This window comes from Pseudomonas sp. AIG (assembly GCF_977020205.1).
This window is the reverse complement of the sequence record NZ_CDROCK010000019.1, coordinates 14,890-29,300: the sequence shown is the minus strand read 5'-3', so window position 1 is coordinate 29,300 and position 14,411 is coordinate 14,890. Positions and strand designations below refer to the sequence as shown.

Below are 14,411 nucleotides of genomic sequence, written 5' to 3'. Positions count from 1 at the left end.
AGTCTAGTGCATTAATGCTCATGGATTTAAGCTTGATCCATCGCGTCATTCACCCAAATTGGAGACAACCATGAAAAACATCATCGGTATCTACACCAGCCCGCGGGGCCATTGGGTCGGCGATGGTTTCCCGGTTCGCACGCTGTTTTCCTACGACAACTTGGGCAAACACATCAGCCCGTTCCTGCTGCTCGATCACGCTGGTCCTGCCGATTTCACCCCGACCACCGAACGCCGTGGCGTTGGTCAGCATCCGCACCGTGGCTTCGAAACCGTGACTATCGTGTATGAAGGCGAAGTGCAGCACCGCGATTCGACCGGCAGTGGCGGCGTCATCGGTCCGGGCGATGTGCAATGGATGACCGCCGCTTCCGGGATCCTCCACGAGGAGTTCCACTCGGAAAACTTCGCCAAAACCGGCGGCAAACTGGAAATGGTCCAGCTGTGGGTCAACCTGCCGGCCAAGGACAAAATGGCCGCGCCGGGCTACCAGACCATTCTCGACAGCGACATCCCGAGCATCGCGCTCAAAGACAACGCCGGCAGCCTGCGCCTGATCGCCGGTGAGTTCGAGGGCCACACCGGCCCGTCGCGGACTTTCACGCCGATCGACGTGTGGGATCTGCGCCTCAACGCCGGCAAGTTGCTGACGCTGGATCTGCACGAGGGTCGCAATACCGCGCTGGTGGTGTTGAAAGGTTCGGTGCAGGTCAATGGTGTGGAATCGGTGCGCGAAGGGCAGCTGGCCCTGTTCGAACGTGACGGCCATCAGTTGACGCTCGAATCCAGCCAGGACGCGGTGGTGTTGCTGCTCAGCGGCGAGCCGATCGACGAGCCGATCGTCGGCCACGGCCCGTTCGTGATGAACACCGAGCAGGAAATCCACCAGGCGTTCGCCGACTTCCAGTCTGGCTGCTTCGGCCAGATGCACGCTTAACGCACCACCACTCCGCTCTACACAGGACGCGTAGGCCGGTTCGCAGGCCAGGGATGGCTGTTGCCTATAGAAAAGAGGAAACGCCCATGAACACTCAATACAAACGTCTGGACAAGAACAACGCAGCGGTGCTGCTGGTCGACCATCAGGCCGGGCTGCTGTCGCTGGTGCGCGACATTGAACCGGACAAATTCAAGAACAACGTGCTGGCGCTGGCCGATCTGGCCAAGTACTTCAAACTGCCGACGATCCTCACCACCAGTTTTGAAACCGGCCCCAACGGCCCGCTGGTGCCGGAGCTGAAAGCGCTGTTCCCGGACGCGCCGTACATCGCCCGACCGGGGCAGATCAACGCCTGGGACAACGAAGATTTCGTCAAGGCGATCAAGGCGACTGGCAAGAAGCAGTTGATCATTGCTGGTGTGGTGACCGAGGTCTGCGTGGCGTTCCCTGCACTGTCGGCGATAGAGGAAGGTTTTGATGTGTTCGTGGTCACCGATGCCTCGGGCACGTTCAACGAACTGACCCGTGAATCGGCCTGGAATCGCATGTCCTCGGCCGGCGCGCAATTGATGACCTGGTTCGGTCTGGCCTGCGAGCTGCACCGCGACTGGCGCAACGACATCGAAGGGCTGGGCACGCTGTTCTCCAACCACATCCCGGACTACCGCAACCTGTTCACCAGCTACAACAGCCTGACCAACGGCAAATAACTCAAATCCTATGCAATAACTGTAGGAGTGAGCCTGCTCGCGATAGCGGAATGTCAGTCGAAGTCTCTTTGACTGACCCAACGCCATCGCGAGCAGGCTCACTCCTACATGGGTTTTGTGGTGTTTTTGAGTGCGGGTTCATTCGCTGAAATCAATTGCTCCTACACTTGCTCAATCTGTGCGATCTTCTCGCGATTGGCCCCCGTCGGAGTTGTTTGATGCTGTCTCTGCTCACCGAACATCCGTTGTTCTGCGCGTTGATCCTGATCCTCCTCGATCTGGGCCTGTGGCGCCTGATCAGCTCCCATGGCAGCGAATGGAAACTGCTGGTGCGGGTGCTGATTTTCAGTCTGTTCAGCGTGCTGCTGTTCAACGAAGGCCTCAACCCGATGGAGCCGGCGCCGTGGGCCGACAACGTGCCGCTGCATTTGGCGGCGACCGGATTGCAGATTGGCTGGTGGTTGTTCGGTGCGCGGACTCTAACGGTGTTGATCGGCGCGGTGATGATGCAGCGAGTCGGCCACACCGGGCGGCTGTTGCAGGATCTGCTCGGCGCGGTGATTTTCCTTATTGCGATCATTGCGGCGCTGGCCTATGTGCTGGATCTGCCGGTCAAAGGCGTGCTCGCCACCTCCGGCGCCTTGGCGATCATCGTCGGTCTGGCCTTGCAGAGCACGCTCAGCGACGTGTTCTCCGGGATCGTCCTCAACACCACCAAGCCTTATCAACTCGATGACTGGATTTCCATCGACGGCACCGAAGGCCGGGTCACTGATATCGATTGGCGCGCCACGCGCCTGCAAACCAGCCAGGGCAGCATGGCGGTGATTCCCAACTCGCTGGCGGCCAAGGCGAAGATCATCAACTTCAGTCGGCCGAGCAATATGTTCGGTGTCGCGGTCAGCGTGCAGGTCAGCCCGCATGCCCGGCCCAGCTCGGTAATCGATGCGCTGGAACGGGCGATGCAGGGCTGCCGGCAACTGCTCGACACGCCGGCGCCGAGCGTGGCACTGAAAAGCTCCGGCAGCAGCGGTGCGGAATACGAGATCAGCGGGTTCGTCGCCTCGATGGGCGAGAAGCGCGTGGTGCGCAATCAGTTGTTTGATCTGGCCTATCGGCACTTGCAGGCGTCCGGGGTCAATCTGCTGTCGAGCGATGAAAACTCTGCGCCGACCAACCTGTCGCGGCCCCGGGCGCTGCTCGACAGCTCGCCGATTTTCTCGACGTTACGCCAGGAAGAGAAGGACACCTTCAGCCAGAACATGAACCTGCAGAGCTTCCGTGCCGGCGAGACGATTCTTGAGGCGGGGGAGGTCAGCGATCACTTGTTCATTATCGAGTCGGGTGTGGTCACGGTGACCTTGACTCGCCATGGCTCGCCGTTCGAGTCCGGGCGCATGGGCCCCGGCGAAGTCATCGGCGAGGCCGGCATACTTTCCGATTCTTCTGTGCCGGCCAGGTTTGCCGCGAAAACTTTTTGCGCCTTGTATCGCATCGAGAAGACTTACTTGAAGCCGTGTCTGGACGCTCGCCACGATATCAGCGATGCCATGAAAACCTTGCTCGATTACCGCCTGCACAAGGCGCAATCGCTGACCGAGGATGCGCCGGTGGTGGTGGCGAAAAAAGGCTTTCTGCAATGGCTGCGCAATCGCGCCTGAGTGTTACGCGCAGGCGGCGAGTTTCTGTTCCAGGTGCAGACGCACCTGCGGCCACTCGTCGTCAATGATGCTGAAGCGCACCGAGTTGCGCTTGCGCCCGTCCGGCATGATCCGCTCATGGCGGACGATGCCTTCCTGTTGCGCGCCAAGGCGCAGAATCGCGTTGCGTGACTTCTCGTTGTTCTCGTCGGTGGTGAACTGCACGCGCACGCAATCGAGCACTTCGAAAGCGTGGCGCAGCATCAGGTACTTGGCTTCGGTATTGACGAAGGATTTCTGCCAGCTCGCCGCGATCCAGCTGCTGCCGATTTCCAGCTTGCGATTGAGCGGGTCGATCTTCCAGAAGCGCGTTGAGCCGATCACTTCCCCGGTGTCTTTCAAGACGATGACAAACGGCAGCACCGTGCCGGCGTCACGGCCGTCGAGGGCTTTTTTCAGATAGCTGTCGACGGTGCTGGGCGAAGGCACCACGGTGACGGTGAGGTTCCACAACTCGCCGTCGGCGGCAGCGTGGAGCAGGGCGGCGGCATCTGAAGACTGAAGCGGGCGCAAGACGATGCGCTGACCTTGCAGCGTGGTTGGCATGGGATTCAGGTCTCGGCAGTGCGGGCGAATGACGAGTATCTATTACGCCGCAACGGGCCGATCCGATGCAACCCGTGCGAGGGTCGCACGGTCACAATTTTTACCACCCATGGGCAGGAGCCTCAGCCGATGAAAAACCTGCGGATTGCCACTTACAACGTCAACGGTTTACGCGCACGTTTGCCGAACCTGCTGGATTGGCTCAAACGCGAGCAACCGGACATCGCTTGCCTGCAAGAACTCAAGTCGGTTGATACGGCATTCCCCGTCGCTGAACTGGAAGCCGTCGGTTATGGCGCGATCTGGCAGGGCCAGGCGTCGTGGAACGGCGTGGCGATTCTCGCCCGTGACGCGCAGCCGCTGGAGAGCCGCCGCGGTCTGCCGGGCGATCCGGATGACAAGCACAGTCGTTATCTGGAGGCAGCGGTGCACGGCGTGCTGGTCGGGTGCCTGTACCTGCCCAATGGCAACCCGCAACCGGGACCGAAATTCGATTACAAACTGGCCTGGTTCGAACGGCTCATCGCGTATGCGAAGGATTTGCAAAGTAGCGATCACCCGGTGGTGCTGGCCGGTGACTACAACGTCGTGCCCACCGACATGGATATCTACAACACCCGCTCCTGGCTCAAGGACGCGTTGCTGCAACCCGAGAGTCGCGAGTGTTATCAGCGCCTGCTCGATCAAGGCTGGACCGATTCGCTGCGACATCTGTATCCCGAGGATCGTCTCTACACGTTTTGGGATTACTTCCGCCAGCACTGGCAAACCAACTCCGGCCTGCGCATCGATCATCTGCTGCTCAACCCGGCGCTGAGTCCGTATCTGCATGAGGCCGGGGTCGACGCCTGGGTGCGCAACGAGCCGCATGCCAGCGACCACGCGCCGACGTGGATTCGTATTGGTTCACGCAAGAAACGTTAGCAGGCGATTGGCGAAATCAATTGTCGAAGACAGTGCCGGATCCCGTATACATGGCGACCATCAACGCAGTGACCTGCGGCCCCATGCATAAGGACCTAGCAATGAGCGAGCCACGCCTGACGAATCTGAAGCTGTACCTGCAACGGCTCGGGTTTGATACCCCGCCGGCACCCACGCTGGAAACCTTGCGTGTGTTGCAATTGCGCCACACCGGTGTGTTTGCTTTCGAGAATCTGGCGACAATCACCGGGGCTCCGGTGTTGATCGGTCTGCCGTCCATCGAGGAAAAAGTCCTGCTCGGGGGGCGCGGTGGTTACTGCTATGAGCTGAACAACCTGTTTTTTGCCTTGTTGCTGGAGCTGGGTTTCGACGCTCGCGCCATCAGCGGGCGGGTGGTGATGAATCAGCCCGAAGGCAGTTGGACAGCGCGCACGCACCGTTTGAGTCTGGTGAGCATCGACGACGTGCGTTACATCAGCGATGTCGGCTTCGGTGGCATGGTCCCGACCGCGCCGCTGCTCCTCGATACCGAGACCGAGCAAGCGACCCCTCACGAACCTTATCGCATTGAAAAACAAGCCGACGGCTACATGCTGCGTGCCAACGTAGCGGGTGAATGGCGGCCGATGTACCTGTTCGACCTGCAGCGCCAGGAAGACATCGATTACACCATTGGCAACTGGTACGTCTCGACGCATCCGGAGTCACCGTTTACCCAGCGTCTGATGGTCGCGCGTACTGGCGATGGCTGGCGCAAGACGCTGAACAACGGCAGCTTCGCTGTTCATCGCATGGGCGCCAGCAGTGAGCGGCGCGAGGTGACGCAGGTCGATGAGCTGATTGAATTGCTGGCGCGCGAGTTTGCTCTGCACCTGCCGGATCTGCCCCACATACGGCAGGCTCTGGCGCGGATGATCGCACCGGTTTCCGTTTAGGGCTTGGCGTCTGGCTCCAGCACTCGGCGGATTTCCCCGACCGCTGCCGACAGTTTTTTCTCGAGACTCTTGAGGTCTGCGGCGGTGATGCCTTTCTTGAATTGCCCGCTCGATTCGGCTTGTTCCGGTTTGGCGATGGCATCGAGCAGGGCATGACGCAGGGTGTTATTGATTACCGTCTGATAACCGAACCCTTCGCTCTCTGCAACCGTACGCGCCGCTTCGATGACGGCGTCATCGAGCATGATGGTGATGCGTGTTTTACCCTTGTTGGGCGCCAATGCACCGCGTTTGCCCTGAGAGAAGTCATATTCGTCTTTCATCGGTCAAGCCTCCAGAAAATAAGCGCAACGTTCGCTCGGTGTCGCGACACGTGCAGAAATGATTCGAACGACATTCGCATCCCGGTAACTGTAAGCAACGACCAACAAGCGCCCTTTGCCGTTGAGGCCAATAGTGATCCAGCGCTGTTCGTCATGGTCGTTGTCCTCGATCGTCAGTGCTCGTTCGTCGTGAAAGACCGGTTCGGTCTCGGCGAGGCTGACGCCCTTGTGCTTGAGTTTGTTGGCTGCGTTCTTGCTTTTGTCGTACTGAATTTCAATTGACTTCATTATGCATACTTTATATGTATAAAAAAGAGCGCGACCGCACCGTCGGTCGCCGTGAACACTTCAGCGTAGTGGCGGCAGGCGAGGGCACTGGAGAGGAAGTGTTGCCGGATTTGTGGGGGATGGGAGCAGCGGGTTAGAAGCTTGGGTGGCTACCTATCCATTATGTGACTGATAAGTTGTATACAACTCTATGGACATTTGTCACGAGTATTGAATACAGTGTGCGCATAACAAAAACCAGGGAACCCCCCACCATGAAAACGCCCCATGTTTCACACCAACGGCCCGAGGACGAAAATCTCGGGGTCGGCGCGAATATGGCTTACGGCCTGCAACATGTTCTGACCATGTACGGCGGTATCGTTGCGGTGCCACTGATCATCGGCCAGGCGGCCGGCCTGTCGCCGGCGGACATTGGTTTGCTGATTGCTGCTTCATTGTTTGCGGGGGGGCTGGCGACGCTGCTGCAAACCCTGGGTCTGCCGTTTTTTGGCTGTCAGTTGCCGCTGGTACAGGGCGTGTCGTTCTCCGGCGTAGCGACCATGGTCGCGATCGTCAGCAGTGGCGGGGAGGGCGGCTTCCAGTCGGTGCTTGGCGCCGTTATTGCGGCATCGCTGATCGGCTTGCTGATCACGCCGGTGTTCTCGCGGATCACCAAGTTCTTCCCGCCATTGGTTACCGGCATTGTGATCACCACCATCGGCCTGACGCTGATGCCGGTGGCCGCACGCTGGGCGATGGGCGGCAACAGTCATGCGCCGGACTTCGGCAGCATGCAGAACATCGGTCTGGCGGCAGTCACGCTGGTGCTGGTGTTGTTGCTAAGCAAGGTCGGCAGCTCGACCATCTCGCGTCTGTCGATCCTGTTGGCCATGGTGATCGGCACGGTGCTGGCGGTGTTCCTCGGCATGGCGGACTTCTCCAGCGTCACCACCGGGCCGATGTTCGGCTTCCCGACGCCGTTCCATTTCGGCATGCCAACGTTCCACTTTGCGGCGATCCTGTCGATGTGCATCGTGGTCATGGTGACCTTGGTAGAGACTTCGGCAGACATTCTGGCGGTCGGTGAAATCATCGGCACCAAGGTCGATTCCAAACGTTTGGGCAATGGCCTGCGGGCGGACATGCTGTCGAGCATGTTTGCACCGATCTTCGGCTCGTTCACCCAGAGTGCCTTCGCCCAGAACGTCGGACTGGTGGCAGTGACCGGCATCAAGAGCCGTTACGTGGTGGCGACTGGCGGTGTCTTCCTGGTCATTCTCGGCCTGCTGCCGTTCATGGGCCGGGTGATCGCAGCCGTGCCGACGTCGGTACTCGGCGGCGCCGGTATCGTGTTGTTCGGTACCGTGGCGGCGAGCGGCATTCGTACGCTGTCCAAGGTTGATTACCGCAACAACGTCAACCTGATCATCGTTGCCACCTCGATCGGTTTCGGCATGATCCCGATTGCTGCGCCGAACTTCTACGATCATTTCCCGAGCTGGTTCGCGACCATTTTCCACTCGGGCATCAGTTCGTCGGCGATCATGGCGATCCTGCTTAACCTGGCCTTCAACCACTTCACCGCCGGTAACTCGGATCAGCAGTCGGTGTTTGCCGCGGCGGAGGAGCGGACCCTGCGTTATCGCGATCTGGCGGCGCTGCGTGAAGGCGATTACTTCAGCGACGGCAAGCTGCATGATTGCGATGGCAAGGAAGTGCCGGTGATCGAGCCGGATGATCACGATCATGGGCACGGTGCGCCGAAGGTGCAGGTGCGACCCAGCGAGCACGTCTGACGACTGCGCCTGAATAGAACAGGGCCGATCTGTTAAACACAGATCGGCCCTTTTCGTTTGTAGATCAATAGATGATCTTTTCGAGCGCCCACAAAAAAGCCCCTGAATCTTTCAATTCAGGGGCTTTGCTATTTGGCTCCACAACCTGGACTCGAACCAGGGACCCAATGATTAACAGTCATTTGCTCTACCAACTGAGCTATTGCGGAATTGGTGCGTATGTTACTGATTCAAAAAGAGAAGTCAAGCATCGATTGTGAAAATGAATGATTCGCCGGGATGCGCGGTGGATTGTCAGCGATTGGCGGTTACCAGATTCCCGCCAGAGGTCTACCATGGCCGCCCGGAAGTGGTCACACGCGCTGCCGGCCATTCGCCGAAAAAGGTACGCGTCATGAACCATTTGTCCCGCAACAGCGAGGTGTTCGCATGAGCATCGCGCAAATCAGCCTGCCCAAAGGCGTCGGTCCTCACGCCGAAAAACTCTTCGATGCAATAACCCAGGCCAGCACCGCCGAGGAATTGAACCGCGCGGGTGGCAAGGCCGAAGGTTTTGTCCTCGGTCTGGAAAGCACCAAGGCGATCAAGAGCCAGATCGCCGAATCGCTGTACGTCGTCTATGACGATGCTGCGACTCAGCGTGCGACTGAACTGGCTTAACTGCCGAAGGTAATAGTGCCCAACAACAGCTTGGCGTAAGCCGCGGTGGCGGCCAGTTGCACCAGCCACAAAGCCAGGCCGCCGAGAAACACCCCGGCGGCGACTTGCAGCACCAGGCTTTTCTCGCGTTTGGCCGAGGCACGAGGGATGAAATCTTCCAGATCGTCACGGTCGGCGCGCAGGTTGTCGTTTTTCATATCTGATCTCACAAAATTCTGGAATGTACTCATCACCTGTGGGAGCGAGCTTGCTCGCGAAGGCGTCATGTCAGTCAACAACGATGTTGAATGACAGATCGCTTTCGCGAGCAAGCTCGCTCCCACATTTGGACATGTGTGCAGTTTAGAGGGGATAGGGATTGTTTCGTGACAATAAAAAACGGGAAGCCCCAAGGCTTCCCGTTTTTCATCACAGTGCGAAATCAGATGACCTGAACGATCGCGTCCGTCACAGCCTTGATGTTGCTCTGGTTCAACGCAGCCACGCAGATGCGGCCGGTGTCCAGCGCGTAAATGCCGAACTCGTTGCGCAGGCGATGCACTTGTTCAGTGGTCAGGCCCGAGTAGGAGAACATGCCGCGCTGACGACCGACGAAGCTGAAGTCGCGGCCCGGGGCTTTCTCTGCCAGCAGGGCAACCATCTGCTCGCGCATGCCGCGAATGCGCAGACGCATTTCGGCCAGCTCGGTTTCCCACTGCGTGCGCAGTTCCGGGCTGTTCAGCACCGCCGCAACGATGCTTGCACCGTGAGTCGGCGGGTTGGAGTAGTTGGTGCGGATCACGCGTTTGACTTGCGACAGCACGCGCGCGCTTTCTTCTTTCGATTCGCTGATGATCGACAGGGCGCCAACGCGCTCGCCGTACAGCGAGAACGACTTGGAGAACGAGCTCGATACAAAGAAAGTCAGGCCGGATTCAGCGAACAGGCGCACGGCAGCGGCGTCTTCGTCGATACCATCGCCAAAACCCTGGTAAGCCATGTCGAGGAACGGCACGTGACCTTTGGCCTTGACCACTTCCAGCACGTTGTTCCAGTCCGCCGGGGTCAGGTCGACGCCGGTCGGGTTGTGGCAGCACGCGTGGAGGATAACGATCGAGCCGTTCGGCAGGGCGTTGAGGTCTTCGAGCATGCCGGCACGGTTGACGTCGTGGGTGGCGGCGTCGTAGTAACGGTAGTTCTGCACCGGGAAACCGGCGGTTTCGAACAGCGCGCGGTGGTTTTCCCAGCTCGGGTCGCTGATTGCCACAACGGCGTTCGGCAGCAGCTGCTTGAGGAAGTCGGCACCGATTTTCAGTGCGCCGGTACCGCCGACAGCCTGAGTGGTGATCACGCGACCGGCGCTGATCAGCGGCGAGTCGTTGCCGAACAGCAGCTTTTGCACGGCCTGGTCGTAGGCAGCGATGCCATCGATCGGCAGGTAACCGCGCGACGCGTGTTGAGCAGCGCGAACGGTTTCGGCCTCGATCACGGCGCGCAGAAGTGGAATTCGCCCCTCTTCGTTGCAGTAAACACCCACGCCCAGGTTGACCTTGGTGGTCCGGGTATCGGCGTTGAATGCTTCGTTGAGGCCCAGGATTGGATCGCGGGGTGCCATTTCGACAGCGGAGAACAGGCTCATTATTGCGGCGGCTCTGAATGGAGAATGGAGGGACGTGTCGCGCTCCAGCCGGATGCACTAGAGCGGTGCACAAACGGGGAGCTAGTATAGAGGCCATTACTGAACAATGGCGACAGGCGATTCGGCTTTTACGGTAAGTTTTTCAGATTATTTCTTGACCGTTAGTCGACTGCTCGTGTCAGAGTCTTTACCGGATGTAGGACGTTTGCCTTGAAAGGTGAGGCAATCGCCACCACATTGAGCACAATCCAGCTATTTTCTTGCGCGACACCGGTCGTTTGCGGTCGTCCCCGGGGTGCTCCGCTTTGCTCGGAATGCCGCGATCCCAGAGGTGTATATGTCCGAATTCCAGCTCGTCACCCGCTTCGAGCCCGCCGGCGATCAACCGGAAGCCATTCGCCAATTGGTCGAGGGCATCGAAGCCGGGCTGGCGCACCAGACGCTGCTCGGTGTGACCGGCTCGGGCAAGACCTTCAGCATCGCCAATGTCATCTCGCAGATTCAACGGCCGACGCTGGTGCTGGCGCCGAACAAAACCCTCGCCGCGCAGCTGTACGGCGAGTTCAAGGCGTTCTTCCCGAACAACGCCGTGGAATACTTCGTTTCCTACTACGACTACTACCAGCCCGAAGCCTATGTGCCGTCGTCCGACACCTTCATCGAGAAGGATGCGTCGATCAACGACCACATCGAGCAGATGCGCCTGTCCGCGACCAAAGCCTTGCTGGAGCGAAAAGACGCGATCATCGTCACCACGGTGTCGTGCATCTACGGTCTCGGTAGCCCGGAAACCTATCTGAAGATGGTCTTGCACGTCGATCGCGGCGACAAACTCGATCAGCGTGCGCTGCTGCGGCGTTTGGCCGATCTGCAATACACCCGCAATGACATGGATTTTGCCCGCGCGACCTTCCGCGTGCGTGGCGATGTGATCGACATTTACCCGGCGGAATCCGATCTGGAGGCGATCCGCATCGAGCTGTTCGATGACGAAGTCGAAAGCATTTCCGCATTCGATCCGCTGACCGGCGAAGTCATCCGCAAGATGCCGCGCTTCACCTTCTACCCGAAAAGCCACTATGTGACGCCACGGGAAACCCTGCTCGACGCCATCGAACACATCAAGGTCGAATTGCAGGAACGCCTCGAATACCTGCGCAGCAACAACAAACTGGTGGAAGCCCAGCGTCTGGAGCAGCGCACCCGTTTCGACCTGGAGATGATTCTCGAGTTGGGCTACTGCAACGGCATCGAAAACTACTCGCGCTATCTGTCCGGTCGTCCGGCCGGCGCGGCGCCGCCAACCCTTTACGATTACCTGCCGGCCGACGCCTTGCTGGTGATCGACGAATCCCACGTCAGCGTGCCGCAAGTGGGCGCGATGTATAAGGGCGACCGGTCGCGCAAGGAAACCCTCGTCGAATATGGCTTCCGTCTGCCTTCCGCGCTGGACAATCGGCCGATGCGTTTTGACGAGTGGGAAGGGGTCAGCCCGCAGACCATTTTTGTCTCGGCGACGCCGGGCAACTACGAAGCCGAGCACGCCGGGCGGGTGGTCGAGCAAGTGGTGCGGCCGACCGGTCTCGTCGATCCGCAGGTTGAAGTACGTCCGGCGCTGACTCAGGTCGACGATCTGCTCTCGGAAATCAGCAAGCGTGTCGCGGTCGAAGAGCGGGTGCTGGTCACCACGCTGACCAAACGCATGGCCGAAGACCTCACCGATTACCTCGCCGACCACGGTGTGCGCGTACGTTATCTGCACTCGGACATCGACACCGTCGAGCGGGTCGAGATCATCCGCGACCTGCGCCTCGGCACCTTTGATGTACTGGTGGGGATCAACCTTCTGCGAGAAGGTCTGGACATGCCGGAAGTGTCGCTGGTGGCAATTCTCGACGCAGACAAGGAAGGCTTCCTGCGTTCCGAGCGCTCGCTGATCCAGACCATTGGCCGGGCGGCGCGGAACCTCAATGGTCGGGCGATTCTGTATGCCGATCGCATGACCGGTTCGATGGAGCGGGCGATTGGCGAGACCGAGCGTCGGCGCGACAAGCAGATAGCGTTCAACCTGGAAAACGGCATCACCCCGCGCGGTGTGATCAAGGATGTCGCCGACATCATGGAAGGCGCCACTGTGCCGGGCTCGCGCAGCAAGAAGCGCAAAGGCATGGCCAAAGCCGCCGAAGAGAACGCCAAGTACGAAGCCGAACTGCGCTCGCCGAGCGAAATCACCAAGCGTATTCGTGCGCTGGAAGAGAAGATGTATCAGCTGGCGCGGGATCTGGAGTTTGAAGCGGCGGCGCAGATGCGCGACGAGATTGCCAAGTTGCGTGAGCGGCTATTGGCTGTGTAAGGATGATCGTTCCCACGCTCTGCGTGGGAATGCAGCCTCAGACGCTCCGCGTCCGCTGTGACGCAGAGCGTCACCGGAGTCATTCCCACGCGGAGCATGGGAACGATCAGTCGCAGCTAGTGAGACTCCCCAGCCTTCAGCCCTTGCGGCAATTTCTTGGTCAGCAATATCGCCAGCATGCTCACCCCCAACGCAATCCCGACAAAGTGAAACGCATCGTTGTAAGCCATGATCGCCGCCTGCTGATGGACGATCTCACTTAACTTGCCCAACGCCGCCGTATCACTGCCAAACCGATCGGTCATCGACGCCAGCCGTTCGGCCACTTGCGGATTGGTCGGCACCACCGCCTCGCGCAAATAATCGAAGTAGGTCTTGGTGCGCGCGTCCAGCAGCGTCGCCAGCAGAGCAATACCAATCGCGCCGCCCAGATTTCGCAGGATATTGAACAGACTCGACGCTGACCCTGCGTCCTGCGGCAGGATGTACGCCGTGGCGATCAGCGAAATGGTCACCATGATCAACGGCTGCCCCAGCGCCCGAATGATCTGAATCTGATTGAACTGCGGCCCGGCGAAATCCGGGTTGAGCACTCCCGACGAAAAACTCGCCAGACCAAACAAGCCGAACCCCAACGTGCACAGCCATTTCGGCGAAATGATCTTCATCAGCTTCGGTACCAGCGGAATCAGAAACAGCTGCGGCACGCCCATCCACATGATCACTTCGCCGATCTGCAGGGCGTTGTAGTTCTGGATCTGCGCCAGGTACAACGGCAACAGATAAATTGAGCCGTACAACCCGACACCCATGCCCAGGCTGGAAATACTCGATAAACCGAAATTGCGATTACGCAGAATGCCAAGGTTGATCAGCGGATTGGGTTTGGATATCTGCACGATCACAAAAGTGATCAGGCTCACCAGCGCAATGCTGCCCAGCGTCACGATCAGGCTTGATTCGAGCCAGTCCTTGCGATGACCTTCTTCGAGAAAAACCTGCAAGCAGCCGAGGCCGATGCCCAGCGTGAGGATGCCGGTGTAGTCGGTGCTCTTCAGCAGTTCCCAGTGCGCTTCTTTCTTTTCCAGGCCGTACATCAGGCCGGCGATCATGATCAGACCCGGCGGAATGTTGATGTAGAAGATGTATTCCCAGCCCCAGTTTTCCGTGAGCCAGCCGCCCAGTGTCGGGCCGATGGACGGCGCAAACGTCGCGGTCATGGCGAACATCGCCATGCCTTTGGCGCGGTGGTGTTCGGGGAGTTTGATCAAGGTCAGGGTGAAGGCCAACGGGATCAGTGCGCCGCCGGTAAAGCCCTGCATCGCGCGGAAAACGATCATGCTCTCCAGGCTCCAGGCCATCGAGCACAGCAGCGATGAAACCAGAAACCCCAGCGACACCCACACAGCCAATCGCCGCGCCGAGAGCAACTGCACCAGCCACGCGGTCAGCGGAATCATGATGATTTCCGCGACCAGATAGGAGGTGGAAATCCACGAACCTTCTTCCAGCGTCGCCGACAGCGCGCCCTGAATATCCTTGAGCGAAGAGTTGGTGATCTGGATGTCGAGCACCGCCATAAAGGCGCCGAGCATTACGCTCATCACCGCGATCCAATCGCGCCGGGTCGGTTCGC

At 59.2% G+C, this 14,411-nt stretch carries 14 protein-coding genes and 1 tRNA gene; 8 read left to right on the top strand and 7 right to left on the bottom strand.

Translation table 11 applies throughout. From position 1 onward, the window contains the following. Positions 1-70: 70 nt before the first annotated feature. The 3 genes from ACWR1S_RS13315 (at position 71) to ACWR1S_RS13305 (ending at position 3,311) form a co-directional block, all read left to right on the top strand. Positions 71-937, top strand: coding sequence for a pirin family protein (locus tag ACWR1S_RS13315; protein ID WP_454563807.1), 867 nt, complete (start codon positions 71-73; stop codon positions 935-937). An 86-nt stretch (positions 938-1,023) separates the two neighbouring features. Beyond that, on the top strand, positions 1,024-1,650 hold the full coding sequence (ycaC, locus tag ACWR1S_RS13310; protein ID WP_454563806.1) for an isochorismate family cysteine hydrolase YcaC: 627 nt from the start codon (positions 1,024-1,026) through the stop codon (positions 1,648-1,650). A gap of 218 nt (positions 1,651-1,868) precedes the next feature. Then, positions 1,869-3,311: a mechanosensitive ion channel domain-containing protein gene (locus ACWR1S_RS13305; RefSeq protein ID WP_454563805.1), complete on the top strand. Its 1,443-nt coding sequence runs from the start codon at positions 1,869-1,871 to the stop codon at positions 3,309-3,311. A gap of 3 nt (positions 3,312-3,314) precedes the next feature. Here the strand turns inward: ACWR1S_RS13305 and ACWR1S_RS13300 are convergent, their stop codons facing one another. Continuing rightward, entirely contained in the window at positions 3,315-3,896 is a 582-nt protein-coding gene (locus ACWR1S_RS13300) for a GNAT family N-acetyltransferase (RefSeq protein WP_454563804.1), read from the bottom strand. 129 nt (positions 3,897-4,025) lie between these two features. Here ACWR1S_RS13300 and xth point away from each other — a divergent pair, with 129 nt between their 5' ends. Together xth and ACWR1S_RS13290 are read left to right on the top strand one after the other, a co-directional pair. Further along, the gene (gene xth, locus ACWR1S_RS13295; protein ID WP_454563803.1) at positions 4,026-4,820 is read left to right on the top strand and encodes an exodeoxyribonuclease III; all 795 of its coding nucleotides are present in this window, start codon (positions 4,026-4,028) and stop codon (positions 4,818-4,820) included. A gap of 101 nt (positions 4,821-4,921) precedes the next feature. Next, a complete protein-coding gene (locus tag ACWR1S_RS13290; protein WP_454563802.1) occupies positions 4,922-5,755 on the top strand; it encodes an arylamine N-acetyltransferase family protein in 834 nt (277 codons plus the stop codon). Here ACWR1S_RS13290 and ACWR1S_RS13285 read toward each other — a convergent pair. Continuing rightward, positions 5,752-6,078: a BrnA antitoxin family protein gene (locus ACWR1S_RS13285; RefSeq protein ID WP_454563801.1), complete on the bottom strand. Its 327-nt coding sequence runs from the start codon at positions 6,076-6,078 to the stop codon at positions 5,752-5,754. The two genes, ACWR1S_RS13290 and ACWR1S_RS13285, sit on opposite strands and share 4 nt — an antisense overlap. A 3-nt stretch (positions 6,079-6,081) precedes the next feature. Further along, positions 6,082-6,366, bottom strand: coding sequence for a BrnT family toxin (locus ACWR1S_RS13280; protein ID WP_454563800.1), 285 nt, complete (start codon positions 6,364-6,366; stop codon positions 6,082-6,084). A 254-nt stretch (positions 6,367-6,620) separates the two neighbouring features. Between ACWR1S_RS13280 and ACWR1S_RS13275 the strand changes: the two genes are divergently transcribed. Continuing rightward, the gene (locus tag ACWR1S_RS13275) at positions 6,621-8,144 is read left to right on the top strand and encodes a nucleobase:cation symporter-2 family protein (protein ID WP_064116831.1); all 1,524 of its coding nucleotides are present in this window, start codon (positions 6,621-6,623) and stop codon (positions 8,142-8,144) included. Between the two features lie 133 nt (positions 8,145-8,277). Here ACWR1S_RS13275 and ACWR1S_RS13270 read toward each other — a convergent pair. Further along, positions 8,278-8,353, bottom strand: a tRNA-Asn gene (locus ACWR1S_RS13270). Between the two features lie 220 nt (positions 8,354-8,573). Between ACWR1S_RS13270 and ACWR1S_RS13265 the strand changes: the two genes are divergently transcribed. Then, a complete protein-coding gene (locus tag ACWR1S_RS13265; protein ID WP_034152784.1) occupies positions 8,574-8,804 on the top strand; it encodes a hypothetical protein in 231 nt (76 codons plus the stop codon). Here ACWR1S_RS13265 and ACWR1S_RS13260 read toward each other — a convergent pair. After that, positions 8,801-9,001, bottom strand: a complete 201-nt coding sequence (locus ACWR1S_RS13260) for a hypothetical protein (protein ID WP_454563799.1) — start codon at positions 8,999-9,001, stop codon at positions 8,801-8,803. The two genes, ACWR1S_RS13265 and ACWR1S_RS13260, sit on opposite strands and share 4 nt — an antisense overlap. 224 nt (positions 9,002-9,225) lie before the next feature. After that, on the bottom strand, positions 9,226-10,422 hold the full coding sequence (locus ACWR1S_RS13255; RefSeq protein ID WP_454563798.1) for an amino acid aminotransferase: 1,197 nt from the start codon (positions 10,420-10,422) through the stop codon (positions 9,226-9,228). Positions 10,423-10,759: 337 nt separating this feature from the next. Between ACWR1S_RS13255 and uvrB the strand changes: the two genes are divergently transcribed. After that, positions 10,760-12,775 (top strand): excinuclease ABC subunit UvrB, encoded by a 2,016-nt coding sequence (uvrB, locus tag ACWR1S_RS13250; RefSeq protein WP_007913411.1) that lies wholly within the window; start codon positions 10,760-10,762, stop codon positions 12,773-12,775. A 116-nt stretch (positions 12,776-12,891) separates the two neighbouring features. On the opposite strand, the gene ACWR1S_RS13245 is transcribed toward uvrB, so the two are convergent. After that, a complete protein-coding gene (locus tag ACWR1S_RS13245) occupies positions 12,892-14,382 on the bottom strand; it encodes an MDR family MFS transporter (RefSeq protein WP_454563838.1) in 1,491 nt (496 codons plus the stop codon). Positions 14,383-14,411: the final 29 nt, after the last annotated feature.

Bases quoted from the DNA above. Each gene is read 5' to 3' on its own strand.
- ACWR1S_RS13290 (WP_454563802.1), top strand. From the start codon at position 4,922: ATGAGCGAGCCACGCCTGACGAATCTGAAGCTGTACCTGCAACGGCTC.
- ACWR1S_RS13280 (WP_454563800.1), bottom strand. From the start codon at position 6,366: ATGAAGTCAATTGAAATTCAGTACGACAAAAGCAAGAACGCAGCCAAC.
- ycaC (WP_454563806.1), top strand. From the start codon at position 1,024: ATGAACACTCAATACAAACGTCTGGACAAGAACAACGCAGCGGTGCTG.
- ACWR1S_RS13275 (WP_064116831.1), top strand. From the start codon at position 6,621: ATGAAAACGCCCCATGTTTCACACCAACGGCCCGAGGACGAAAATCTC.
- ACWR1S_RS13305 (WP_454563805.1), top strand. From the start codon at position 1,869: ATGCTGTCTCTGCTCACCGAACATCCGTTGTTCTGCGCGTTGATCCTG.
- ACWR1S_RS13300 (WP_454563804.1), bottom strand. From the start codon at position 3,896: ATGCCAACCACGCTGCAAGGTCAGCGCATCGTCTTGCGCCCGCTTCAG.
- xth (WP_454563803.1), top strand. From the start codon at position 4,026: ATGAAAAACCTGCGGATTGCCACTTACAACGTCAACGGTTTACGCGCA.
- ACWR1S_RS13260 (WP_454563799.1), bottom strand. From the start codon at position 9,001: ATGAAAAACGACAACCTGCGCGCCGACCGTGACGATCTGGAAGATTTC.
- ACWR1S_RS13285 (WP_454563801.1), bottom strand. From the start codon at position 6,078: ATGAAAGACGAATATGACTTCTCTCAGGGCAAACGCGGTGCATTGGCG.
- ACWR1S_RS13255 (WP_454563798.1), bottom strand. From the start codon at position 10,422: ATGAGCCTGTTCTCCGCTGTCGAAATGGCACCCCGCGATCCAATCCTG.
- uvrB (WP_007913411.1), top strand. From the start codon at position 10,760: ATGTCCGAATTCCAGCTCGTCACCCGCTTCGAGCCCGCCGGCGATCAA.
- ACWR1S_RS13265 (WP_034152784.1), top strand. From the start codon at position 8,574: ATGAGCATCGCGCAAATCAGCCTGCCCAAAGGCGTCGGTCCTCACGCC.
- ACWR1S_RS13315 (WP_454563807.1), top strand. From the start codon at position 71: ATGAAAAACATCATCGGTATCTACACCAGCCCGCGGGGCCATTGGGTC.